The 23404-nt window shown below is 38.1% G+C and carries 26 protein-coding genes and 1 pseudogene; 6 read left to right on the forward strand and 21 right to left on the reverse strand.

The annotated features are described in order from the left end of the window. Nucleotides 1–106 precede the first annotated feature (106 nt). Complete coding sequence (locus FRE64_RS18175) at nt 107–301, forward strand: BrnT family toxin (protein ID WP_315862640.1); 195 nt, start codon at nt 107–109, stop codon at nt 299–301. After that, nucleotides 301–489, forward strand: a complete 189-nt coding sequence (locus FRE64_RS03585; protein WP_146294705.1) for a hypothetical protein — start codon at nt 301–303, stop codon at nt 487–489. Before FRE64_RS18175 ends, FRE64_RS03585 begins: the two co-directional genes overlap by 1 nt. Before the next feature lie 86 nt (nt 490–575). Here the strand turns inward: FRE64_RS03585 and FRE64_RS03590 are convergent, their stop codons facing one another. The 5 genes from FRE64_RS03590 to msrA all read right to left on the reverse strand — a co-directional run bounded on the left by FRE64_RS03590 (nt 576) and on the right by msrA (nt 3073). Further along, nucleotides 576–992: a DUF29 domain-containing protein gene (locus FRE64_RS03590; RefSeq protein ID WP_146294706.1), complete on the reverse strand. Its 417-nt coding sequence runs from the start codon at nt 990–992 to the stop codon at nt 576–578. 75 nt (nt 993–1067) lie between these two features. Further along, nucleotides 1068–1382: a DUF3067 family protein gene (locus tag FRE64_RS03595; protein WP_146294707.1), complete on the reverse strand. Its 315-nt coding sequence runs from the start codon at nt 1380–1382 to the stop codon at nt 1068–1070. Nucleotides 1383–1390: 8 nt separating this feature from the next. After that, entirely contained in the window at nt 1391–2053 is a 663-nt protein-coding gene (locus FRE64_RS03600) for an HAS-barrel domain-containing protein (protein WP_146294708.1), read from the reverse strand. Nucleotides 2054–2074: 21 nt separating this feature from the next. Then, entirely contained in the window at nt 2075–2266 is a 192-nt protein-coding gene (locus tag FRE64_RS03605) for an NAD(P)H dehydrogenase subunit NdhS (protein WP_146294709.1), read from the reverse strand. A 144-nt stretch (nt 2267–2410) separates the two neighbouring features. Further along, a complete protein-coding gene (gene msrA / locus FRE64_RS03610) occupies nt 2411–3073 on the reverse strand; it encodes a peptide-methionine (S)-S-oxide reductase MsrA (RefSeq protein ID WP_146294710.1) in 663 nt (220 codons plus the stop codon). Nucleotides 3074–3298: 225 nt separating this feature from the next. Between msrA and FRE64_RS03615 the strand changes: the two genes are divergently transcribed. Further along, the gene (locus FRE64_RS03615; RefSeq protein WP_146294711.1) at nt 3299–4537 is read left to right on the forward strand and encodes a lipid-A-disaccharide synthase-related protein; all 1239 of its coding nucleotides are present in this window, start codon (nt 3299–3301) and stop codon (nt 4535–4537) included. Here FRE64_RS03615 and FRE64_RS03620 read toward each other — a convergent pair. Further along, nucleotides 4431–5087 (reverse strand): 4'-phosphopantetheinyl transferase family protein, encoded by a 657-nt coding sequence (locus tag FRE64_RS03620; RefSeq protein ID WP_146294712.1) that lies wholly within the window; start codon nt 5085–5087, stop codon nt 4431–4433. The two genes, FRE64_RS03615 and FRE64_RS03620, sit on opposite strands and share 107 nt — an antisense overlap. 246 nt (nt 5088–5333) lie before the next feature. Continuing rightward, entirely contained in the window at nt 5334–6584 is a 1251-nt protein-coding gene (gene metK / locus FRE64_RS03625) for a methionine adenosyltransferase (protein ID WP_146294713.1), read from the reverse strand. A 285-nt stretch (nt 6585–6869) separates the two neighbouring features. On the opposite strand from metK, the gene purB reads away from it, so the two are divergent. Beyond that, nucleotides 6870–8165, forward strand: coding sequence for an adenylosuccinate lyase (gene purB, locus FRE64_RS03630; protein ID WP_146294714.1), 1296 nt, complete (start codon nt 6870–6872; stop codon nt 8163–8165). 61 nt (nt 8166–8226) lie between these two features. Here purB and ndhO read toward each other — a convergent pair whose 3' ends face one another. The 9 genes and pseudogenes from ndhO to FRE64_RS03675 form a co-directional block, all read right to left on the reverse strand. Further along, nucleotides 8227–8445: an NAD(P)H-quinone oxidoreductase subunit O gene (gene ndhO, locus FRE64_RS03635; protein ID WP_146294715.1), complete on the reverse strand. Its 219-nt coding sequence runs from the start codon at nt 8443–8445 to the stop codon at nt 8227–8229. Between the two features lie 229 nt (nt 8446–8674). Next, nucleotides 8675–9277 (reverse strand): annotated as a pseudogene (locus FRE64_RS03640) (sugar transferase); the annotation flags it as partial. Nucleotides 9278–9337: 60 nt separating this feature from the next. Continuing rightward, nucleotides 9338–10516 carry a glycosyltransferase family 2 protein gene (locus FRE64_RS03645; protein WP_146294717.1) on the reverse strand — a complete coding sequence of 393 codons (1179 nt, stop codon included), beginning with the start codon at nt 10514–10516 and terminating at the stop codon, nt 9338–9340. A gap of 23 nt (nt 10517–10539) precedes the next feature. Further along, complete coding sequence (locus FRE64_RS03650) at nt 10540–11673, reverse strand: glycosyltransferase family 4 protein (RefSeq protein ID WP_222597853.1); 1134 nt, start codon at nt 11671–11673, stop codon at nt 10540–10542. Nucleotides 11674–11849: 176 nt separating this feature from the next. Beyond that, nucleotides 11850–12287, reverse strand: coding sequence for an MBOAT family O-acyltransferase (locus tag FRE64_RS03655; protein WP_186708957.1), 438 nt, complete (start codon nt 12285–12287; stop codon nt 11850–11852). A gap of 41 nt (nt 12288–12328) precedes the next feature. Then, nucleotides 12329–12931 (reverse strand): glycosyltransferase family 4 protein, encoded by a 603-nt coding sequence (locus FRE64_RS03660; RefSeq protein WP_146294719.1) that lies wholly within the window; start codon nt 12929–12931, stop codon nt 12329–12331. A gap of 53 nt (nt 12932–12984) precedes the next feature. After that, the gene (locus tag FRE64_RS03665) at nt 12985–14421 is read right to left on the reverse strand and encodes an O-antigen ligase domain-containing protein (protein WP_146294720.1); all 1437 of its coding nucleotides are present in this window, start codon (nt 14419–14421) and stop codon (nt 12985–12987) included. A 15-nt stretch (nt 14422–14436) separates the two neighbouring features. Further along, complete coding sequence (locus tag FRE64_RS03670) at nt 14437–15459, reverse strand: glycosyltransferase family 2 protein (protein ID WP_146294721.1); 1023 nt, start codon at nt 15457–15459, stop codon at nt 14437–14439. A gap of 75 nt (nt 15460–15534) precedes the next feature. Beyond that, the gene (locus FRE64_RS03675) at nt 15535–15783 is read right to left on the reverse strand and encodes a hypothetical protein (protein WP_146294722.1); all 249 of its coding nucleotides are present in this window, start codon (nt 15781–15783) and stop codon (nt 15535–15537) included. A 130-nt stretch (nt 15784–15913) separates the two neighbouring features. Between FRE64_RS03675 and FRE64_RS03680 the strand changes: the two genes are divergently transcribed. Next, nucleotides 15914–17053: an IS4 family transposase gene (locus FRE64_RS03680; RefSeq protein ID WP_146294195.1), complete on the forward strand. Its 1140-nt coding sequence runs from the start codon at nt 15914–15916 to the stop codon at nt 17051–17053. Here FRE64_RS03680 and FRE64_RS03685 read toward each other — a convergent pair. Next, nucleotides 17034–17807 carry a glycosyltransferase family 2 protein gene (locus tag FRE64_RS03685; protein ID WP_146294723.1) on the reverse strand — a complete coding sequence of 258 codons (774 nt, stop codon included), beginning with the start codon at nt 17805–17807 and terminating at the stop codon, nt 17034–17036. The two genes, FRE64_RS03680 and FRE64_RS03685, sit on opposite strands and share 20 nt — an antisense overlap. Nucleotides 17808–18118: 311 nt before the next feature. Between FRE64_RS03685 and FRE64_RS03690 the strand changes: the two genes are divergently transcribed. Then, nucleotides 18119–19153, forward strand: coding sequence for an IS630 family transposase (locus FRE64_RS03690; RefSeq protein ID WP_146294724.1), 1035 nt, complete (start codon nt 18119–18121; stop codon nt 19151–19153). A gap of 3 nt (nt 19154–19156) precedes the next feature. On the opposite strand, the gene FRE64_RS03695 is transcribed toward FRE64_RS03690, so the two are convergent. From FRE64_RS03695 to FRE64_RS03710, 4 genes are read right to left on the reverse strand one after another with little or no spacing between them, the layout of a single operon-like run. Further along, nucleotides 19157–20497 carry a hypothetical protein gene (locus tag FRE64_RS03695; protein ID WP_146294725.1) on the reverse strand — a complete coding sequence of 447 codons (1341 nt, stop codon included), beginning with the start codon at nt 20495–20497 and terminating at the stop codon, nt 19157–19159. 40 nt (nt 20498–20537) lie between these two features. Further along, complete coding sequence (locus FRE64_RS03700; protein ID WP_146294726.1) at nt 20538–21029, reverse strand: hypothetical protein; 492 nt, start codon at nt 21027–21029, stop codon at nt 20538–20540. A gap of 33 nt (nt 21030–21062) precedes the next feature. Continuing rightward, nucleotides 21063–22148, reverse strand: a complete 1086-nt coding sequence (locus tag FRE64_RS03705) for a hypothetical protein (RefSeq protein WP_146294727.1) — start codon at nt 22146–22148, stop codon at nt 21063–21065. 42 nt (nt 22149–22190) lie between these two features. Next, on the reverse strand, nt 22191–23384 hold the full coding sequence (locus FRE64_RS03710) for a hypothetical protein (RefSeq protein WP_146294728.1): 1194 nt from the start codon (nt 23382–23384) through the stop codon (nt 22191–22193). Nucleotides 23385–23404 lie beyond the last annotated feature (20 nt).

Here is a 23404-nt window from a genome sequence, read left to right on the forward strand (position 1 = left end):
AGTACCGTTTCCAGTGGGATCCAATCAAAGCTCAGAGAAACTTAGAGAAACATGGGGTTAGTTTTCGGGAAGCAGAGGGAGTTAATTGCTAGTTTTCTCAGATCCCATGGCTTTGACCATCTTTGATGAGGAACACAGTTTGGTGGAAGAACGGTGGATTACACTAGGAGTAACGTCAAATGGTCAGTATTTGCTAGTTGTTCATACAATTGATGAAGGCGTGGCTCTTCTCGATGTGAGAATTATTTCTGCAAGACGAGCCACTAGGCAAGAAATTCATTGTTATGAGGAAAAAGACTGATGAAAGCTGAATATGACTTTTCTAAAGCAGAACAGGGTAAATTTTATTATCCCAATGCAACGTTTAAATCTCCTATCTATCTTGATGATGAAGTACAAGAATTTGTAAGAAAAAAAGCTGAGGAAAAAGGAGTTGATTGGAATGAAGTAGTTAATGAGATTCTGAGGAAGGAAATGCATCTGACTTAAGCAAATGAGGAAAACCTTTTTTCCACTAAGTGCGATCAGTATTTTTCAATTAATTACTGCTAGCTACGATCGCGCAAATTTACCAGCTAGTCATTATTTAAGGGATATCTAGTCATTAATTCCTCAAAAGTATAGGGGCATTGTTTCGGGATATCTAGTTGATACTCTCGCAAAACAACCCGTCTCGCTCTTTCATATTGCTTGGGAAGATCAATTTTATCTAAAAGAGTCTTACTTAATCTATCTTCAATTTCATCTTGAGAATTATCCACTTCTTTAAGCCAATGATTACGAGGATAAATTTCTTGGGAATAATCAAGTTTTAGTCTGTGTTCTATCAACCGTTTCAAAAAGCTATTGACAGCATTAAGTTTTTCATTTCCCAAGTCTTCTATTTCCTCTTTGAGATGTTCCCAATCAAGTGCTTTAATATTATGTTCCTGCAAAGCTCTTGCTTGCATTTTAGTCCATTCAAAAAAATCTGTTTCGTAAAGGCTGGTCATTGTTATTCGTTAATTGTTATTCGTTATTGGTTTACAAACAACGAAGGACAAAGGACAAACAACCAAGGACAAATTTCATTCTTCCAGTATCCACTCTGAAGTTCTATCGCCAAGATCAATGGGAATATTTACCGCTTTTCCTAAACGAGGACGTTCTTTTGTGGTTTGGATATACTCTTTAACTTGATTAACACTTCCCCAGGCTTGAAGATAGCTAGAAATTGCATTTAAGTGTTCTAAATATTCCGTTTCACTTAATGGAAAAGAAGCCTGTTCTAAATAGCGCCACATCACCTGCAAAAAAATTTTATTGCGAACTCGACGCAATTGAACATCAAAGGAATAACCCCATTTATCAACAATGAGTTGGTGCAATTCTTGTCCCGTCATAGAAAAGCCTAGAAATGAACTTGACTTAGAATATATCGCAAGCGGTCATAATCATCTTTGAGTAAAGTGCTTAGTTTTCGCCCTGCTTGTACTAGCCAGTCTCTATCCGCTTGACGCAAGCGATAAATTTCCCTTAATACTGCTGCCACTAGAGAATCAACAGGAACACTTCTCACATCTAATAGGGTGCGTAAAAAATCTAACTCCTCGGTAAACTGAATAATCTCCTCTTGCTCACAATAATAAACCCCTTGATGAATTTGTGGGGGACGGGGAGGAAGATATTGATAGCATCGTTTCCCTCCATAGCCATTACTACTGGCTTCTGGCGTGAGAAAGCCCAAAATTGTCACCCGAAACTCGGTTTTTAACATAGCGAAAATTTGCGGCTGTTCTTCCCGTAATTGGCTTAATGACAGTCCTAATGCACGGGCGCGATGAACCGAGTCTATAGGAGTCGTGGTAGCATAGGTAACTACTGCTAAGACTTCATTTCCCGATTCTTCATCGTAAGATTTTACCCAACTGCCGAAAGGAGGCATAACAGGAAAGGATAAGTCTTCGGGTTCTAAACATTGGGCAAGAAACTCAGTAGTTGTCGTTTCTATTACCTCAGCGAAATGATTGGGGTGTAGGTTTTCCGTCGAAAATTGCGGAAGGGGAATACGCATGAATGATCTAGAACATCAATTTTACTTCTTCTTCCCTTTGCGAGGCGTAACCTCTTCTAGTTCTGATAATTTGAAAGTTACCAGTTTATCCCAGTTTCCGCCTTCAAATAACACGGCGGCGTTATCGTCGGTAATTCTTTGTACTAGCCCTTCAAAGCGATAGTAGGTGTCATCTACGTTGGTGACTTTAACTTTTTTTCCGGGTAAAATCATCTTACTTCTCTTCAGCTTGATGGTGAGATCAATTCATACTTTAGCAAAATTCCCCATCTTTAACTAGCTGTTTCCCTCTAAAAATAGGCATTAAAAAAACAATGGGAGGAGTTTCCCACCCATTGCTAGGAATGAAACATTAGATTAAACAGTTTGGGCTTCGGTTAAGCCTGGGAAGGATACTTGTGTTCCTCCTAACCCACAATAGCCACGAGGATTTTTCGCTAAGTATTGTTGATGGTAGTCTTCTGCATAATAAAATTCTGGAGCTTCTATAATTTCTGTGGTGATATTCCCATAGCCTTTTTCCATTAAGGCTTTCTGATAAACGTTTTTAGATGCTTCTGCTAACTTATGTTGTTGGTTGTTATACACATAAATTCCAGACCGATATTGTGTTCCGACATCATTTCCTTGACGCATTCCTTGAGTCGGATCATGGTTTTCCCAGAAGGTTTTTAATAAGGTTTCATAACTAATTTTTTCAGGGTCATATACAACACGCACGACTTCATTGTGTCCAGTCATCCCTGTACAAACTTCTTGGTAGGTGGGGTTAGGGGTAATTCCTCCTGCATAACCCACGGCGGTGCTATAAACTCCCGATAATTGCCAAAATACTCTTTCTGCACCCCAAAAACAACCCATGCCAAATAAGGCGAGTTCTGTTCCTTCAGGAAAAGGCGGTTGAATGGGATTGCCATTAACGTAATGATGATTGGTAATGGGCATTGTTTCTTCGCGCCCAGGGAGAGCTTCTTCTGGTGTGGGAAGACTTAACTTTTTACCAAAACCGAATAAACCCATGGTTTTATTTATAATTGAATTATTGTTTGCATATCTATTGTGGCTTATATTTCGGTTGTTCTTCTCTCCCTTAAAGTAGGTTTTTGTCATTGGTCATTAGTCATTAGTCATTGGTTATTGGTTTACAAACAACCAAGGACAAAAAATTAAGAATGTACCTCATAGGAGTGAAAACTGCTATACTCCCTAATTACTCGATGGATAAATAGATGGAAAGAATCGACATTGAAATTACTCTGTCTTAGTAATGGTCACGGTGAAGATGTTATTGCTGTTCAAATTATCAAAGCCCTATATCAGCAAACAGACCAGATAGAGGTTGTTGCTCTGCCAATTGTGGGGGAGGGGATTGCTTATCAGAAATCGCGCATTCCAATTATTGCCCCAGTTAAAAAAATGCCCTCAGGAGGCTTTGTCTATATGGAAGCCCGAGAGTTATGGCGAGACCTTCAGGGGGGCTTAGTCGGGTTAACTTTGGCGCAGTTAAAGGCAGTTCAACGTTGGGGGAAACAAGGAGGAATGATTCTGGCAGTGGGCGATATTGTTCCCTTGCTTTTTGCTTGGCTGAGTCAGACTAATTATGTGTTTGTGGGAACAGCAAAGTCTGAGTATTATCTACAGGATGAAGTGGGCTGGTTACCCCAAACTTCTTTCTTACAACGGAAATTAGGCTCGGTGTATCTCCCATGGGAACGTTGTTTAATGAAAAATCGCCGTTGTTTGGGGGTGTTTCCTCGGGACAGTTTAACCACTCATCAGTTACAACAATTTGGGGTTCGGGCGCATGATTTTGGGAATCCGATGATGGACGGGTTATTTCCTGAAGTGCCTATTGTCGAAGAGAGAGAAGAAGCGCGATCGCTGCGTATTTTACTATTACCTGGGTCTCGTTCCCCTGAAGCCGAGAGAAATTGGGAACTCATTTTAGAAGCCGTGGAAAGTATTATCGCCCGAGAAAAGAAACGTCGGTTGTGTTTTTTAAGCGCGATCGCGCCTAGCCTAGATTTAAATCCATTTTGTGAGCGATTACAAGCCCAAGGCTGGCAACAAAATACAACAAATTCTCTTTCCACTCCCGTGCAAGACAAACAAGGCTTAGAATTTCAAAAAGGCGTTACCCGACTCCTTCTCACCCAAACGGCTTATCATAGTTGCTTACTCTCTGCTGATTTAGCTGTTGCTATGGCTGGAACCGCTACAGAACAATTTGTGGGCTTAGGGAAGCCTGTCATTACTTTTCCCGGAGAAGGGCCCCAATATACCCCTGCTTTTGCTGAAGCCCAAACCCGTTTACTCGGAGCATCCGTCATTCTCGTAAAAAAACCATCTCAAGCGGCTACCGTTTTACATGAATTATTCAGCGATCCAGATCGGTTACAATTAATTGCAGATAATGGCAAGCGTCGGATGGGAGAAGCGGGAGCATCTTCTCAGATTGCTGAGTATTTAGTGAATCAAATTTAAAACATTCATCTCCTAAACAAGCCACAGTGGCAACAAAATTATCTGTTAATGCTAAAGATAATAAAGTAACAGGTTGATTAGAATAACTCACTTCCACTTGCTTAGAATGAGATGAAGACACCATGACCTCTATATTTTCTAATCCCGCTAATCCTTCTCCCGTTGCTTTCAAGTAAGCCTCTTTTGCTGTCCAAAATTGAAAAAATGTTTCTATTTGTTCGGGTGACGATAAAGATTCTAAATAAGACGCTTCTTTCTCAGTAAAAAAACGTTTTGCCAAAGAAAGAACATTAGAAACAGGACGCATTAACTCCACATCAATGCCAATTTCATAATCAGAATAAGCAAAGGCATATAACCCTAAATTATGAGAATGAGAGACATTAAATTGTAGGGGAGGAGAAGTATTATTTTCGGTTAATATAGGCTTACCGCGATCGCGATAGGTAAACTCAACTTTTTGTGGTTCTAAATTAAGATAGTTTCCAATCAAATACCGTAAAATCCCCCGTCCCGCTATAAAACGAGTTTGATGCTCTGGCTTAACCAAACGACTCGCCCGTTCTTTTTCTTCTTGATTTAAAACAGACCAGTATTGTTTTTCCAGTTGCGGACAAATATCTAAATTCGCTTTCCAGATATCAATGATTTTGTTATTTTTTATTTTTGTACAAAGGACGAAGGACTAACAACAAAGGACAAAATTATTTTAACAATCATTGCCTGAATTTCGGTAATAAAAACCCCCCTCATAGCGAGAAGGGGGAATTCATTAGATGAAAGATTTCAATCTAATTTATACAGCAGCCGTTGCTTTGAGAGCTTGTTTTAAGGCTTCTGCTTTATCGGTACGTTCCCAAGGAAGATCAAGGTCAGGTCGTCCAAAGTGACCATAAGCCGCAGTATCTTGATAGAAACGTCCATTACGCTGTTTGGGAAGAGATTGCATATCAAATGCTTGAATAATTCCCGCAGGACGAAGTTCAAAGTTTTGGCGAATCACTTCTAGTAACTTGTCTTCATCAACTTTACCAGTGCCGAAAGTATCAACAAAGACACTGGTGGGACGGGCTACCCCAATTGCGTAACTCAGTTGAACTTCGCATTTATCCGCCAAGCCTGCTGCCACAATGTTTTTCGCAACATAACGGCTAGCATAAGCAGCACTGCGGTCAACTTTTGTTGGATCTTTACCAGAGAAAGCACCACCGCCATGACGAGAATAACCACCGTAGGTATCTACGATAATTTTCCGTCCAGTTAAACCAGCGTCTCCCTGTGGTCCACCGACAACAAATTTACCTGTGGGGTTCATTAAGTATTTGGTGTTGTCATCAGGCTTGATGTCGATATCTTCAAAGATAGGAAGGACAACTTCTTTCCAGAGATCCGCTTTGATTTTATCGTGAACAGCTTTTTCATCAGTGCTACCACCAACTTCGGGATCATGCTGGGTTGAAAGCAAGATGGTGTCAATACGAACGGGCTTACCATCTTCGTAAGCCACACTGACTTGGCTTTTTCCATCAGGACGAAGATAGCCAAGAGTTCCATTTTTACGAACTTTCGCTAACTGGCGAGTGAGACGGTGAGACAAGCTAATGGGTAATGGCATTAATTCTGGGGTTTCGTTGCAAGCATAACCAAACATTAAGCCTTGGTCACCGGCTCCAATTTGATCCAGTTCATCATTACTCAGTTCGCGACTTTCTTGGGCGCTTGTTACCCCTTGAGAAATGTCAGGGGATTGTTCATCAAGGGCAATGAGAACAGAACAGCTATCAGCAGAGAAGCCATTATCTGCATCAGTGTAACCGATTTCTTTGATTTTATCCCGTACTAAGTTTACGAAGTTCACCTGCGTTTTGGAGGTAATTTCCCCTGTCACCAGCACTAACCCCGTGTTGACAACAACCTCCGCTGCTACACGGCTTTTGTCGTCTCCAGCGAGTAATGCGTCAAGAATTGTATCGGAAATCTGGTCACAAACTTTATCAGGATGACCTTCTGTCACCGATTCAGAACTAAAAATATACTTACTAGACAAGGTGATTTTTCCTCCTATATCGAAATTCAACAGTATCTCAGTAACCAATAGAGGCTACGACTGCGGTTCATAACTTGAGTGCTAAGAACCTTTACTTTAGATTTTTCACTTACTTATCCATAGACACTATACCAGATAGTCAGCAAAGAGTCATATTTTGATCTAATTTCAGCTACTTTTGATACTGATAAGGAAAAGCTGTGACTTTTTACAATTGGGATCATGCCCTTTTGTAAACTCAGGTCGAGTTACCATAATAAGGTTGTGTTGGATTTATAAAGTTACATGATTGAACGTTATACTCTCCCTGCTATGGGGGAACTCTGGACAAATGAAGCAAAATTAAAAACTTGGTTACAGGTGGAGGTAGCAGTTTGTGAAGCGCAAGCAGAACTTGGTTATATTCCCGACTCAGCATTAGCCGAAATTAAGGAGAAAGCAGATTTTGATCCGCAGCGAGTGCTGGAAATTGAATCAGAAGTTCGTCATGATGTCATTGCATTTTTAACAAATGTTAATGAATATGTGGGTGAAGCAGGACGTTATATCCATCTGGGTTTAACCAGTTCCGATGTGCTCGATACTGCCCTAGCTTTACAGTTAGTGGCAAGTCTGAATTTGATTTTAGAAGAGTTGGAAGCCCTCGCTCAAGCTATTCGCTATCAGGCGCAACAACATCGTTATACAGTGATGGTGGGACGGTCTCATGGCATCCATGCTGAACCCATTACTTTCGGATTTAAATTAGCTGGTTGGTTAGCCGAGATCTTCCGTCATCGCGATCGCGCTGTTCATCTTCGCAATGAAATTGCGGTAGGGAAAATTTCGGGAGCAGTGGGCACTTATGCCAATATTGATCCAAGAGTAGAAGCCCTAGCTTGTGAGAAACTCGGTTTAAAACCTGACACTGCCTCGACACAGGTGATATCGCGCGATCGTCATGGACATTTTTTGCAACAACTTGCCCTTTTAACTGCCTCCATTGAACGTTTTGCTGTCGAAATTCGTAATCTTCAGCGCACTGATGTCTTAGAAGTGGAAGAATATTTTTCTAAAGGACAAAAAGGTTCTTCGGCAATGCCCCACAAACGCAATCCTATCCGTTCAGAACGTTTAACTGGATTAGCACGAATTGTACGGGGTAACGCCATGACTGCCCTAGAAAATGTTGCTTTATGGCATGAGAGAGATATTTCCCACAGTTCTGCGGAGCGAGTAATTCTTCCAGACAGTTGCATTCTTACCCATTTTATGATTAATGAAATTACCCAGTTAGTCAAAAATTTGTTCGTTTATCCCGAAAACATGAAGCGTAATATGAACGTTTATGGAGGGGTAATTTTCAGTCAACGAGTATTATTAACCCTTGTGGAAAAAGGGATGAATCGGGAGGAAGCCTATCAAATCGTGCAAAGTTGCGCCCATCAAGCCTGGAACCAACCCAATGGAAACTTTTATCAATTAATCTGTGAAGAGCCTACCGTGCAGAAAACCCTATCTTCTGAGGAAATAGAAAGCTGTTTTGATCCCCAGCACCACTTACAAAACCTAGATACTATTTATCAACGTCTAGGAATTTAAAAATAAAAGCTAAGGGGAAAGTCTCGTTAAAGCTGAGATTCCCCTCATTTGCTCGCCATTTTTAATTTACAGGTTCTAATTGATCTAGGCGAAGCCAAACTCCAGGAGTTGCTACATAGAACTTAACAAAAGCATAATCCCCCTCTGTTTCTAAAACTTCTCCTTTGCTTTCAAATAAATAGGAAGGAAACCGATTATCACTTGCCATTGCTTCCACGCTATTTTCTAACTTCTCTCGTACTACGTGAACTAAAGCCCCTTTCTTTACTTTTCCTGCCATAACTAAATTAATGATTTTGTCAATATATCTGATCTGATGCTAATTGTGCCATATTTTAGTTAGGAGTTAAAAAAAACAATAGTAAAAATTCCCATGATGGTAGGGGTTACTCATACTGATTGTGAGAAAGCTTGGGCAACCGAAAATATCGCGATCGCGCCCTCAATACAAAATCAATTTTAACCGTACAACTTAATTCCCACATATACAAATAATTTTGCTTAACTACTTAGCAAGCTCCCTGTTTAGTGATAACAATTTTAATTGTCTTTAAAATTAGCTGTAAGTCATAAACTAGAGACCACTTTTGCTGATAAGCAATATCCATTTTGACAATTTCTTCAAAGTCTTTCACAATAGAACGTCCGTTAACTTGCCATTCTCCAGTTAAGCCTGGTTTAACCTTGAGTCGTTGGAAATGATGAGGCAAATACTGAGATACTTCATCGGGAGTAGGAGGTCGTGTTCCGACTAAGCTCATATCTCCTTTTAAGACATTTAAAAACTGAGGTAGTTCATCCAAACTCGTTCGTCGTAAAAATTTTCCTACCCTTGTCACACGAGGGTCATGTTCATTTTTAAATATAAATCCTTCTGCCTGATTAGTCACTAAGCCTTTCATTTTTTCTGCATCTGTGATCATTGATCGAAACTTCCAAATCCGAAATGGTCTTCCGTAAAGCCCTATTCTGGTTTGTGTAAAAAAAATTGGTCCTGGATCATCAATATAAATAAGAAAGGCAATTAATGGATACAGAGTTAGTGTGACTATTAGTCCTACTAAAGCACCCAAAATATCTATGATACGTTTTGCTTTACTGTTAACAGAAGGTAAGTGATAAAACATTGTTATCTTTATTTGCTTTTATTAGTAATTTTTTTGTTAATTACGTTAATTACCAAAAATGTTGAAATCGCTAGGTCGATTAGTTTTATTGTCAGCTAAAAAAATTAGAAAATTTTGATGAGACATACCAATAACTTTTAACCATCTCCTTCGCTTAATTCTTTGGTAAAGATTTAGTTGATTTTTCTTGAATGGTTCAGTTTCAATTTGAATTTGATCAAAGTTAATGACTCTTTGGAATATAATTTTTTTTCTAAACTTTTCCCAAGCTAAATGATTTGGCCAAATTAATGAAGTAACAGGATGAGCAAAAAGTTTTAATAAACTAATCAACATTCGTAGATATAGTTTATGATCCAAATAATTAGCAGAGTCTGCTTCTAGAGCCTTATATAACCAGAACAATGTTTTATCATGATGATCGCTCCCTTGACTTTGTCCAGCTAAATAGCGGTAAAAATTACCAGCAGACCATTGGAAAAACTCTTTCGGAATTTCAGGATATTGTTGTTGAATTCCATTTAAAGTGAGGGTCATAGATTTTGCCATTGTAATGTGATTGCCAGACATACTGCCCACAACTTTGCGGTATCCAACTAAAATGTCTGGCACTAGTCGAAATTGATAATATTGAGCTAGGCGGAGATATAATTCCCAGTCTTCGCAACCTTGGGCGTTTTGTCGTTTTAAATTGCAGTTATAATAACCAACTTTTTCTAAACAGGTACGACGAATTAAAGGAGTGCTAGCAGTATTAATTAAATTACAAAGGAGAAATGGGAAAAAAACATTACCTTCTACTATTGGAACAACGCATCGACGATAATTAATCAAATCTTCTTCATCAATTCCCACGGACCACGCATAAACTAAGCCAATAGAAGAGTTAGATTGTATAAAATATTCTATTTGTTTTTCTATTTTTTGAGGGTACCAAATGTCATCAGCATCTAATGGTGCAATATATTCTCCTTTAGCAGTTTTTATTCCTAAATTACGAGCGGCAGCTACGCCCTGATTAGATTGTTGTAATAGCATGACTCTGGCATCTTTTTCCATAAACTCTTTAACAATTTGTGGTGTTTGATCTTGAGAGCCATCATCAATTACAAAAATTTCTAGATGATTGTAAGTTTGTGTAATAACAGAATTTAAGGTTTTTTCAATAAACTTTTCTGCATTATACGCAGGAATAATCACTGAAACTAAGGGGGATTGATTCATGGTTTTTAATGAACAATAATTAGTTAGGTAAGAGCTGCTTGATAAACAGCTTTTATTTGAGGCGCGATCGCGCTCCAGGTATAATGCTCTTTAACATAGTTCTGGCAGGCTTGGGCAGTGGGTAAGTGACGTTGACCCCCTAAAACTTCCTGAATCCCCTGAGCTAGTTGTTGGGGTTGATAACCTTCTAAAATTAAATCAGGACAGAAAGGTTGGAGAATCTCAGGAATTCCACCAATGGGAGTTCCTAATACAGGTGTACCTGTTGCTAAAGACTCCACGACAACTAACCCAAACCCTTCAAGAGCAACTGTCGGGACAACTGAGAGATCAGCCGCTCGGTAAGCCAAGGGTAACTCTTCATCAGCAAGATAACCTAACAGTTTCACATGATCCTGAAGGTTCATTTCTTCAATTTGGGCTTGCAAGGTTGATGTGAGTTCTCCCTTTCCAGCAATATAAAGCAGAACCTCGGGGTAGTGATGGCGCACTTGATCTATAGCAGTAATCAGGTTATCTAACCCCATGCGTTTTGATAAGCGACGGATACAAAAAAGGATCGCGCGATCGCGCTTCCAACCTAGTTTTTCCTGCGCCTCTTCTTGGGAGAAAGAACAATCAAAACGATTCAAATCAACACCGCCAGGAATAATCTGTATGCGTTCCCGAGGAATGTGATATTCCTGCTGTAAGATATTACAGAAGGTGTGAGAAAGAACAATAAATTGCGCCGTTCGCTGATAAACCCTTTGTTCTAGTGCCTTTTTTGCCCAGTTAACTAACGGTTTCCGTCGTTCAATCCGACTTTCTAAAGCCCAGGGGCCATGAAAATGAGTCACTAAAGCGCGATCGTGCAACTGATCCAATATGGGAAAGGTATATAAGGCAAAATGTGACACCACTAGATACTCATCTTCTTCCTCCAAGATCTGATAAGCTGACTTTCTAATTCCTTGCCAGCGTTGAAGTATATGAGAATCCCGAGGTGCAAAGACTTGAACTGGTTCATCCTTCAGTAAGGAAGACCCCATGACCAATCCTTGAACACCTACACCTGCTTGCGATAAAGCGTGGAAGCAATTGTAATAATAGCGGTTTAACCCTCCAGCCTCTTCAGGAAACCAACCCATACCAATTTGTAATGTTTTTATGTTCATTTGAGTTATAACCTCATACTTTTCTGAGCTAAGAGATTTTCCTTAATTCCCTTACCATTAATCCCATCTTCTATTTGATCTTTGCTTCCAACAGCAGGAGTTTGCACAGGCACAACCCCGCATAACATTGCTTCTGGAATCAGCCAACCAAACCCTTCTAAATGAATACAGTAGTTTTAAAATTGAAAATACAGAAACTCATTTGGCTGATCGCGGAAAATCAAAGCTGTGATCAAGAGAACGGCAGTAAATCCAGCATAAATAAAATTCGGTCGCCATCTATACCAAGCTTTTTTTTGACTGCTTAGATGATTATAAATGTCAAGAGTAACTACTTCATGACTCATAATCTGGTAAAGATTTGGTAAAAATAGAGTTATGCCAAGTAATGACAATAATAAGACTACCGATTCATTGCCACCGTAGTTATTCAAAGTGCCAAATTGAACTCCTAAACGACTCAGAAAATTAAGTTGCTCAATATACAATTCAGGTAAAATAAAGCCATTACCACCAAACATTCCGATAATAATATTGTAAGAACCGCCTAAAGTATTTGCTCTGAAAACCACCCAAGAAACAATTATTGCCAATAAAGTTAGCAAACGAGCCAAGCAATAAAAATAGATAGAATCAAGGACAAAATTACGCTTTTCTATAAAATTAATCGGATATTTTTCTTTGGGATCTTTAATTTAGTAGCATAGGCTTCTTGAACTTCACTACTAATTGCAATAAAACGATCACCTAAAAATGTTGGATAGTATTGGTTAATGAAAGTAGCAATTCTAACTCCAAAGCGTTTTCTTGAAGGTTCAATAGCAGCGGTTGAGACATAGGGTACGTTATAACAGAGTTTCATCATCTGTGCATAGAGAGTTAAAGAAAGGGAATTAATGTTAATAACATCAGGCTTAAATTCACGAACAACTGTATTGAGTTTTAGTAAAGCCTGAAAAGTACGAAATAGTTTTGCTTTGCCACTGATTCGCCAATCAGGAAAAGGAACAAAAAAATGCTGAATATTTTGAGACTCAAGCCAGCGGGGTCCACGAGTAAATCTTCCTACATCATCTTGATCTTCCATAGAAGAAACAATGGCAACCTGCCAACCGTGGTCTTGTAATTTTTTTGTTAAAGTGACGAGGACTTGAAGAATCCCTTCATTACCCCATAGAAAGCCTACAACCAGAAGTACACGAGGTACTTTAGAAGAAGTCTTTTCAGAAATAACCTTTCGATTGATAAATGTCTTCATAACAAATAAAATTTAAAGTTCGTAGAGTAATTGTTGTATTGATACTTTTATCTTTAATCTTCATACAAATATAAATTTTTATAATACTTATTTCCTGCCAAGATAATAGCAGAAAAACTCCAAAAAATTAATCCACTAAAACCGACTAAAGAATTAGCGGCAAAAAGCAAAAATAAAAATGCAAAACTAAGAGAACGACAGCACGCTAAAAATTCATCAAACGCAATTTCTTTATAGGCTTGAAACATTTTTCCAACTAATAAAATAATTCCTCCAAAATAAGGGATTGCTCCAAACCAACCTAAGGTATTAAAAATTGCGATAACACCACTATCAATAGTGATTGGAATGGGTTGACCCCTTTCATCCAGAGTAAATGCGACGCCAATACCCGTACCTTGATAGTTAAAAAGAGCTTCATTTAAGTGACCTTCATACAATGTTTGTCTGTCTTGGGCGCTTGCGTCTTCTTCCAGATTAGAAAATGTTTCCATACGATCGCTGATTCGTTCTGAAAACGGTTCTAGAGTTGCCAATGGGATAACTATTAAAGCTAAAACTGTAATGGTCATTATTAATCTTAATTGCAACCTTAACTTTAACGAACTAGCAAAAACAATTAGGGCCAATAACCATGCTCCCCAAGCTGCCCGAACAATTGCTAACAAGAAACTTAAATAGCCAAATCCAGCAGCAGGTAAACGTATAATACTGGAACTACTAAATAATAAAATTAAACCCGTCATCATTGTTGCGGCAAAAGGACCGGGAGAATTCATTGTACTCCAAATACGCATGCCAAACGGCTCAGGATCTCCAGCACTAGAGGTCATCCCTGATTCAATTAACCAAAGGCGATCCCATTCGGGAGCCACTAAATATTGAATCACTCCATAAATGCCCATAACCAGAACCCCCCACACAAAAGTCCGCTGAATCGTTTGTCGATAATCAGGGTAACTTCGCCAGTTAATCCATAAGTAAATTGCGAAAGAAAGTGGCGTTAACCAATCAATTAAATCGCGGATGACAATTGGCGGGAAACCGCGTACTAACCCAATTAAAAAGGCATAGCTAATGCCTCCTAAAGCTAGTAAAAAAGGTAATCCCCCCCTGCGGTTCATTTGGGGCAGGTATTGAATGACCGTTGCTAATGGAATTAGAGCAACCAGTGGCGGAGCAAGCAAAACGGTACTCGGATTAACCCAACTACTGTGATAATCAATTAAGCGACGGATAAAGGGAGTGAGAAAGTACAGCCATAAGGTGAAGCTGATATACATTAGGGGGCATTTTTGAAAGAGAAATAAACCGACGGCTAAAGACCCTAAAGGAAAAACCACTCGCAGGAGATTACCAGCTCCGACAAATATGCCGACAGCGGTAAAAAAGAAAAGTCCAAAAATGAGGATCCAAGCAGTTGCAGGTTGGGGGATAAACCGTAAGATTATTTGCTGTAAGGGGGTGAGAGTTTTTTGAGAAAGGCTCATAATGGGTTAGCTTTGCTAATTTAAGGGATTTGTCCTGAGAGTTTTAAGGGAAATCAAGCAATCTTTAATGGTCCGTTTTAATTTAATTTCTGCTGAGTAGCGCCATTCTAAGAAGGGACGGAAACCACAATGTAAAGCGACTAAGCGCAGTCTTAGAGCTGGAGAATCTCCTAGTGCTTTTAACAAATCCACTAATTCCTTTCGTTCCGCACTTGTAAATAGAGGACGGAAACAGTAAGGGGCATGAATTAAGGCTAATCGACAGCGTTGTTGCTGAATCGGCTTAGGATTCCAGTTTCGTCTGGCAAAGGCTGGCAACAGACTTTCCTCATAAATTCGGATTAATCCTCGTAACTCTAGGGCTTTCCGTTTTGGGCGCACAGCTTTGGTGTCTGTCCAAACCCGATAAGAGCCTAAAATTTGATCGCTATAAATATTGCCATAACCTACATCTGCCATGCGAACAATCAAGTCGTAATCTTCTACAAATTCAGGACGATCTTGATATACGTTTAATTCATGCAAGGCTGCAGCCCGAAAAAGACAAAGGTTTGCTGCCATCCGAAATCCTGAAACAGCTGCTTTGAGTTCTTTTTCACCATTCCAAAATTCTTCATTTCTCGCTAATCGACGAATTCCGTGTTTTTTTCCATATTCATCAATTTGCTCAACTGCTGCATGGGCATAGCCAGCATCAGCATATTTCTCCATTAGCGGGACTAAGATTTCTAGATAATTCGGCTTTAAGATGTCATCGGAGTCAAGACGAACAATATATGGAGTGTTGGGTTGGCTGAGTAACCACGTATTATTGGCTGCAATTCCTAAATTTTTCGGTTGACGATAGTAACGGATTTGTGGAAATTTTTGACGAAGTTGACTCATCACTGTTGGGGTTTCATCGGTACTGGCATCATCAGAAACCCAGACTTCAACATGGGGATAGGTCTGTTGGCAAGCACTAATAACCGATTCTGGTAAATACTTGGCTTGGTTATAAGTAGGGATACAAATAGCAACTGATGTGGGATGTGGCATCGGGAATAAAGTTTGATTAATTAACTAAGAGTTTATTAGGATTCCATTCAGAAAAGGTGGGTTAATCGAATTAAGCTATAGGTTTGGATGTTTTTCGAGATAAGTTTCTAAGATCAGGGGTTGTTGCAAGCTCTCTCGCCAAGTCAACCATCCTTGATAACGCCCTTTAATAGAGGCAAGGCATTTTTGTGTTGCTAAAGAACGTTGTCGAGGGAGTAATCTTAGCCATTGCAGGAATCCAGGGGCTTGCGTTGTCCCAATTAATCCTGCCCAAATTAGAAAAATAGTTCGCCTGAGAGGGGGAAGAAATTCCAATAAACTCAAGGTTCTCACGGGGTGACAATCGTGTTGTAATCGCCTCAAGCGCTGACGTAGATAGCCTTTTATAATAAACAGATCAGGCTGCGCGATCACGCTAACTGTGCGATCGCAGAAACCAAAATGAACTTAAAAAATGCTACCAAAATTATATCGCAATCACCTTGCTAATCGACTCACTCGTGCCCAATTATTAAGCCTAGAAATCTGGGTATGGCTGTTACAAGTTCATAAAAATGTGAAAATCGAAAAACTAGCTGCGTACTATCCTTTACCGATTAAGTATGAAAGTCGTCGCCGTCGTCTTCAAAGATTTCTAGTGCTTCCTTCCCTGTCCATGGCCCTAATTTGGTTTCCAATCATTAAAGAAATTATTAAACTCATTCACCCAAGTAATCAACCTCTTTACTTAGCTTTAGACAGAACGCAGTGGCAAGATAAAAACTTGTTTGTTGTCGCCTTCATTCATCAGAAACGAGCTCTTCCCATTTATTGGCAATTTTTATCAAAGAAAGGAGCCAGTAATTTAAAAGAACAAAAAGCTTTACTCAAACCGATTTTGAAACTTCTGAGAGGTTATCGATTAATCATTTTAGGAGACCGTGAATTTCATAGCATCGAGCTGGCTAAATGGTTACGGAGAGAGAAAGTGGGCTTTGTTCTGCGTCAGAAAAAAGACCGAAACATTCAAGTCAAAGGAAAAGATTGTCAATCTCTTAGTTGCTTCGACTTTCAACCAGGAGACTCTCATTTCTTTCCTAATATAAAAGTGGGTAAAAACGGATTCGGTCAATTTTCTGTTGCCGTTAAATGGAAAAAGAAATACCGAGGAAGTGTCGAAAAAGAGCCTTGGTATCTTCTGACTAATCTTCCCGATCTCGACTCGGCAATCAAAGCTTATCAAAAGCGTATGGGAATCGAAGCCATGTTTAAGGATTGTAAGATCGGAGGTTATAATTTAGAAGGCTCTAAGGCTTCAGTAAAAAGACTAAGTAATTTGGTTTTGTTGTGCGCGATCGCGTACACGGTCTCCAGTTTAAAGGGGCAATCCATTCGGTTCAAAGGTCAACAAGAATATCTTGGTCGTCTGAGAACAGTGAAGCAAAAAATGACGAAAAATAGTAATTTCTTAATCGGCTTATATGGTCAAACTTGGATCATCACTCAGATTTTTGTCAAAGATTGGGTAGAAGAATTGATGAGTCTTAATCGCAATAAGTTTCCCTTTTATCAGAAAGGGTTAAGAGCTATGGAACTTATACAGCAAGGGGCTTAAGCCAGTCGTCACCCCTTGAGCTCAAGGTTTCATTATGAACTTGATTGATGTAAGCGGTTTGGTTGAAGTCACTGCGTTGATCTTCATCAAAACGTTGGGCAGGATAGTGGTTAACGGCGACAGTGGGATCGTAAATAATTTTTGCTCCCTTCCGTTTTAGGGCAAGACAAAATGCAAGTTCAAAGTGGACTTGTGCGCCACTCCCTCGCATTCGGGGGTCAAACCTTAATTGCGCGATCGCGCGACGACGAAAACTCATATTTACGCCTTTAATCACATCGACATTCTTTAACCAGCCTGTTCCGAGATGATGGTTGCCAATGACTCGTCCAAACCATTGCACTTGCCCGACTTTCTCAGTTAATTTGCCTGGATGTAATTGCTTGTCTAGATAAACCCAATCCCGCCCTCCTAAACCGACAAGATTTTCATCTACCACAAAATGACATTCAATTAGTTCTAGCCAATCAGGATGAGGGGCTGCATCGTCATCGGTAAAGCTAATAATATCTCCTGAAGCAGCTTCAAGCCCAACATTCATAGCGGCAATAACCCCTGGCGTGGTTACCGATAAGACTTTTAAGGGTAAAAATTCTGAATTATAGATTTGCAGAAAGGTTTGAGTGAGTTCATCCGTGTCTCGGACAATAATTAGAAGTTCATCCACCGGACGAGTTTGAGCTTTAATCGCTTCTAAGCATCGTGCTAAGTCTTGTGGGCGACGATAAGTTGGAATAATCAGGGTAATTTTCATTGTCTTTTCAAATTAATCTCAATAATGATGTACTAGGCTTTCCAGCTATTGGGTAGAAGTCATAACAAATGATGAGTTTTAGCAGTATGAAATGATGCTTCTACCCATCTGCGATCTCTACTTAAGAGTTAATTCGCTTGTTTTTTAGTCTTCAAGTGTCTTTTTTTGCCCTCCCCCATAACTATAGGAATCACTATATTTTTCTTAATCGGAAACCATAACGGATAAATATTAGGATGAGTGAGATAACCTTTTATTAATCCGTGCGCTAAATAGTTAACATGGGAAAGTGAAGTACGGCAGTTTTCTATATGCAATTAAAAGACGCTCGGAGTTTACCCCCTCAAGCTCAACAAGCAATCCGTAAAAGGGCGGTCATGGCAGTGATTGAGAACAAACGTTCTCAAGGAGAAGTGGCCCAAGAGTTTGGAGTTACTCGTACAGCAGTTAATCAGTGGGTGCAACGTTACCGTCGTGGGGGTGAGACAGCTCTCAAAGCTTGTAAACAAGGTCGTCGTGAGCATCCTACCTTGGCGCGATCGCAGGTAACGACAATTACTCGTCTCATTCGGGATTACAGCCCAGAACAACTACAACTGCCATTTACTCTCTGGACTCGACAAGCCGTATCTCAGCTCATTGAACAATGTTGGGGAATTACTCTTTCTCAAACGACGATTGGTCGTTATCTGCGTCGTTGGGGACTGTCTCCACAAAAGCCTGCCAAATGCGCTCGTGAGCAATGTCCTCACCAGCTTCAGCATTGGTTAACTCATGAATATCCAGCGATTCACAAGCGAGCACAGCAGGAAGGAGCTGAGATTCATTGGGGTGATGAAATGGGATTGCGTTCGGACCATCAAGCAGGGACTTGTTGGTCTGAGGTAGGGAAAACGCCAATTGTAGAAGGAACTGGGCAACGTTTCAGTTGCAACTTAATTTCCGCCCTGACCAATCGAGGAACCCTACGCTTTCAAGTATTTCAAGGGGGATTTAATAGCGATGTCTTTTTGGAATTTTTACGCCGATTAATTCGCTCCAGGGAAAACAAAGTTTTTTTGATTGTAGATCGCCACCCAGTACATCGCTCCCGTAAAGTTCAACAATGGGTAGCTCAACATCAGGATGAATTGGAACTGTTTTATCTTCCCCCCTACAGCCCAGAACGAAATCCCGATGAATTTCTCAATCAGGACATTAAAAGCAATGCTATGAGACGACAAAGACCCCGTAATCGTAATGAACTCATGAAAAGGGTTCGCTCTTATTTATACAGTCTTCAGAAATGTCCCGAACGTATTAGTCGTTATTTTTGGGCTCAGCCAGTTCAATATGCTGGCCTTTAGGTGTTAACTATTTCCTGCACGGATTAATAACTGAAAGAGCAAGAAAAAGAAAAATTTGATTAAAGGATTAGAAATTGCCATTGATCCTTCTATCCAATAAATATCTGAACTATTTTTTCTAGATTGATTAAAAGAGTTCATGGAACTAATATAGTTAGGGAAATCTTTTATTTTTAGGGGGCGGGCGATTTTTTGAGAATTTTCTATTTCTAAGGCAATAATTGCTTTAATTTCTGGAATATTAGGCTGGGACAAAAAAGTAATAGTATTGACAACTGCACATCTTTTTATCTCCTCAATTTCTTTGTTTAATAGATGTGTTTCTCCTAACTCCTTTGCATAAGCAATAACGATATTATGTAAAGATTCAACTAAATTTTCTTCCTTTCCTTTGTAATCACTCATTACAGTAGGATAATTAGCCATCATCAACAATTTTTCAATTAAATGCCAATTGCGAAAAATAATTTCAGTTTTAGAAGGCTCAGGCTTAATAACAACATCTTGTTCTAAGAAAGCTTTATACTCTCCTGCTTCTAAAGTCGTTATATAATTTCGTAGAATCCCAAAATAATAACCTGTTACATTTTGGTTTAAGATAGTTTTAAGTGACTTTTGCAAGTTAAGAGTCCAACCTAAGTCAACTAACGCCCACTCAGATGAAGAAAGAAGCCCCTCTTGGGTAAAATAGTCAAGGATAATATCACGCGCAGCTTTAGCTTTCTCTAAGATAATAGACTTTACGTTTGGATGCTGAAGAACTTGCCAAAGTGTTTCTAAGTTTTCTGATGAAATTGGTTGTTTCCAAAAGCTAGTAGTCAAATTATGTTGACTTAAAACCGATTCAATTTCTAATGGATCTATATTTAGTTTGTTAAAAACATCAGTTAAAGGATTAGATTCTCCTTGAATAAATACCCAGTCAAGAGTTTCTTGACTTACTTCTGTTATCGAAGCTAGAAATAAGGTCTGACGTGAAGTGTCGAGATAGCAACACTCTGGCACTGGTCGAGACTTAGCAAGTATATGAGCTATCTTGAGAAAAAGTTGTCCCTCAGAAGCAACAAAATATAATCGTTGAATCCCTCTTTTGTAAGCATCTTCTAATACCCAGGCCACATAGCTAGTTAATAAGGGAGAAATTACATTAGTTGCTAAACTTGCTAAATGTTGAGAAAGTGTAACCTCATCAGTATATTCTAGCCTGACTGATCTGCTAATTCCTGCAATTTGTGAATGGACGAGGGGCGGTTTTAAGGATTTAGTTATGATACTTGTTTCATAACGGTTTAATTGAATATCTTTGCAATAAGTAGCTTTAATTCCTAATTGCCGAGGCATCATAACATCACTGTAAATATTGTCACCATAATGATGAAGCTGATTAGGTTTTATCCCCTCTTTTTTTTAGTACATATTTAAATAAACTACCAGTTCCTTTTACTAAGCCAATATCACTGGATATATAAAGAGAATCTGCTAATTCTGCTATTTCAAATTTTAAAAGAATGTCTCTAATTACACTATAAGGCAAATACATATCGGAAATAAAAATTATTTTTTCTCCTTGCTGGCGCAGACGTTTAATTAAAGTTTGTGTTGCTTTGATCGGGCGTAAGTGTTTGACTTCTAGTAAAATTTCTTTTTCAGCAGAAGAGAGTTGTTTTAATGTATTATCCTTTTCATAGATTTGGTGAATTGAAATATCTTCTCGTTTAGACTCTGACCTCGTGCGATGTTCTGCATTAATTCTGGCTTTAACTAGATTGGAGGATTGTTCTAAACCAGAATCTTGACTTAACAAATAGAACAAATCAATTGGATGAGCAAAGGTTCGAGTAATACAAGTATCAAAAATATCAAAAGAGTAAATCATGCTTTCTTATTCCTTTACATTTTAATCAATTACTTAAAAGGGTTTCCAGATCTTCAAAAGTTGAATTAAACGAGCAATAGGAAGAGGAAATTCTAATGTTGTTTGCCCTGAATTCCAATGAGCTTGTCTAACTCTATTTATTTTTGTTTTAAGTGAGCTTTTAGGAGCATTTACCTGAAAATTTAGAAACGAACCATTTTCAGTACAATCCATTATAGAAACTTCATTTTTTTTAGGAAATTTTATTAAACGGAATAATTTTTTATAGGCTTTATCAGCTTGACGCTCTATTTGATCTAAATTACATTGGCTTTGTTCTTTAAAGTATTCTACAATTCCTGAAAAGAATAGATCATTTGATTTGGAAGTGGGAGCAATTACGGATTCTAAAGCGATACCAGCATTAGGCATTATAACTCCATCATTATCTTGATATCCCTCAGTGCTAGGGAACTCGATCTCTAAAATATTTTCTATTAATAGATGATAAGCAAAAATGCATGAACGTGGATATTTATTATGTTTTAATTCATCTGTGCTAATCCCTGAAATATTTAAGTTAGGAATATCTGGTTTATGTCTAGAGGATATTGCAAAGTATAATCCTACCCATTCATATTGTGAAAAACTTCTCATTAACATTCCTTGGGTATTTCCGAACCATCCAGTATCGACTAAAATAATTTTTTCTTTTCCCTCTAAAAGATTTCCTAAATACTTTTTAAAGTTCATATGCTGTTTCAAAAAATAATTATTTTCTAAATTATTTTCTCTATATATTTTTTTAATATATTCTGGATTTCTTAAAATACTATAATCAAAAACATAATCAAAATCAGTATATAAGCAAGATTTAGTACAAGCTAATCTAGAAATATAAAGATCCTTTTCAGTTAGGTTACATTTAAGATTATTTAATTTGCGGTATAATTGATACAAGTATCTTAACCGTAAGCCTCCACGAGCCATATACAATATAATATAACTATCATTATAATTATTAGTTATTTCTTTATGAAGAAGGTGACAGAATTCATAAAAAATTGGACCTAGTATGTTTTTTGAAAATAAAAATCTTTCTTGGATTATTTTACTTTCTAATTTATTTAATGTTTTCATATTTAATTTGAGCATAATTTATAAAAAATATAATTCAATTACTTAAAAGTGTTCCCAGATTTTCAAAAGTTGAATTAAACGAGCAATAGGAAGAGGAAATTCTAATGTTGTTTGTCCTGATCTCCAAGGTGATGTTTTTACTAAAGACCTTTTAGCTTGGAAAGATTTTAACTCTTTGCTCTTTTTAAGAACCTCAGGTGAGTCACTGGTACTACAATCCATCATAGACAACTCACTTTTTCTAGGAAATTTTATTAAACGAAATAAATGCTTATAGGCTTCGTTAGCTTTATTATGTATTTTATTTGAATCAAATTGCTTTTGTTCCTTAAAGTATTCTATAATTCCTAAAAAATATGGATTCTTATCATTTAAGTTAGGAGCAATTGTAGATTCTGAAGCTATACCATTAATAGGCATTACTTTTCCCTCGTTATATTGATACTCTTCAGTGCTAGGAAAATCGATCTTTAAAACAGCCTCAATTAATAGAGAATGAGAAAAAATACATGAACGTGGATATTTATTATGTCTAATTTCATCTGAGCTAACTCCTAGAATATGCTTTAAGTGAGCATTATTAGAATTATTTTTTGGTCTAGATTTTGCATAAAAATATAATCCTATCCATTCATATTGCGAGAAGCTTCTCATTAGCATACCTTGAGTGGTTCCGCTCCCTCCACTATCGACTAAAATAATTTTTTGTTTTCCTTCTAAAAGGTCATCTAAATATTTTTTGAGCCTTATATTATGTTCCAAAAAATAGCTTTTTAACCAGTAACTTTCCTGATATCTATTTTTTAATTTTTCAATATAAAGTTCCCCTTGCTTACAGCCATCTCGAAAATTTTGACTTAAATCTTGCGCTTTTATTATCGATTCAAAAATTTCAGTAAAACTACTGGAATGTTCTGTTGTCATAATAAAATCAAAAACATAATCAAAATCAGTATATAAGCAGGATTTAGCACAACAGAATCTAGAAATATAAAAATCCTTTTCAACAAGTTTGCATTTTAAGTTATTTGATTGGCGGTATAATTGATATAAATACCTTAATCTAAGTCCATCGCGAGCCATATATAATATGATATCAGTATCATGATTGTAATTATTGTTTACTTCTTCATGCAGAAGATGACAAAATTCATAAAAAATCGGCCCTAGTATATTTTTTGAAAATGAAATTCTTTCCTGCATTATTCTACTGTCTAATTCATATAATGTTTTCATTTTTAAGTTGAGTATAATTA

The organism is Euhalothece natronophila Z-M001 (genome assembly GCF_007904085.1).
GTDB lineage: Bacteria > Cyanobacteriota > Cyanobacteriia > Cyanobacteriales > Rubidibacteraceae > Halothece > Halothece natronophila.

Coding starts and splice junctions, on each gene's coding strand:
- FRE64_RS03585 (WP_146294705.1), top strand. CDS start 301: ATGAAAGCTGAATATGACTTTTCTAAAGCAGAACAGGGTAAATTTTAT.
- FRE64_RS03690 (WP_146294724.1), top strand. CDS start 18,119: ATGCAATTAAAAGACGCTCGGAGTTTACCCCCTCAAGCTCAACAAGCA.
- FRE64_RS03590 (WP_146294706.1), bottom strand. CDS start 992: ATGACCAGCCTTTACGAAACAGATTTTTTTGAATGGACTAAAATGCAA.
- FRE64_RS03660 (WP_146294719.1), bottom strand. CDS start 12,931: ATGAAGACATTTATCAATCGAAAGGTTATTTCTGAAAAGACTTCTTCT.
- FRE64_RS03645 (WP_146294717.1), bottom strand. CDS start 10,516: ATGAATCAATCCCCCTTAGTTTCAGTGATTATTCCTGCGTATAATGCA.
- purB (WP_146294714.1), top strand. CDS start 6,870: ATGATTGAACGTTATACTCTCCCTGCTATGGGGGAACTCTGGACAAAT.
- FRE64_RS03685 (WP_146294723.1), bottom strand. CDS start 17,807: ATGAAAATTACCCTGATTATTCCAACTTATCGTCGCCCACAAGACTTA.
- FRE64_RS03695 (WP_146294725.1), bottom strand. CDS start 20,497: ATGATGCCTCGGCAATTAGGAATTAAAGCTACTTATTGCAAAGATATT.
- FRE64_RS03700 (WP_146294726.1), bottom strand. CDS start 21,029: ATGATTTACTCTTTTGATATTTTTGATACTTGTATTACTCGAACCTTT.
- FRE64_RS03600 (WP_146294708.1), bottom strand. CDS start 2,053: ATGCGTATTCCCCTTCCGCAATTTTCGACGGAAAACCTACACCCCAAT.
- ndhO (WP_146294715.1), bottom strand. CDS start 8,445: ATGGCAGGAAAAGTAAAGAAAGGGGCTTTAGTTCACGTAGTACGAGAG.
- FRE64_RS03665 (WP_146294720.1), bottom strand. CDS start 14,421: ATGAGCCTTTCTCAAAAAACTCTCACCCCCTTACAGCAAATAATCTTA.
- FRE64_RS18175 (WP_315862640.1), top strand. CDS start 107: ATGGCTTTGACCATCTTTGATGAGGAACACAGTTTGGTGGAAGAACGG.
- FRE64_RS03705 (WP_146294727.1), bottom strand. CDS start 22,148: ATGAAAACATTAAATAAATTAGAAAGTAAAATAATCCAAGAAAGATTT.
- FRE64_RS03680 (WP_146294195.1), top strand. CDS start 15,914: ATGCTACCAAAATTATATCGCAATCACCTTGCTAATCGACTCACTCGT.
- FRE64_RS03650 (WP_222597853.1), bottom strand. CDS start 11,673: ATGAACATAAAAACATTACAAATTGGTATGGGTTGGTTTCCTGAAGAG.
- FRE64_RS03595 (WP_146294707.1), bottom strand. CDS start 1,382: ATGACGGGACAAGAATTGCACCAACTCATTGTTGATAAATGGGGTTAT.
- msrA (WP_146294710.1), bottom strand. CDS start 3,073: ATGGGTTTATTCGGTTTTGGTAAAAAGTTAAGTCTTCCCACACCAGAA.
- FRE64_RS03605 (WP_146294709.1), bottom strand. CDS start 2,266: ATGATTTTACCCGGAAAAAAAGTTAAAGTCACCAACGTAGATGACACC.
- FRE64_RS03710 (WP_146294728.1), bottom strand. CDS start 23,384: ATGAAAACATTATATGAATTAGACAGTAGAATAATGCAGGAAAGAATT.
- FRE64_RS03670 (WP_146294721.1), bottom strand. CDS start 15,459: ATGCCACATCCCACATCAGTTGCTATTTGTATCCCTACTTATAACCAA.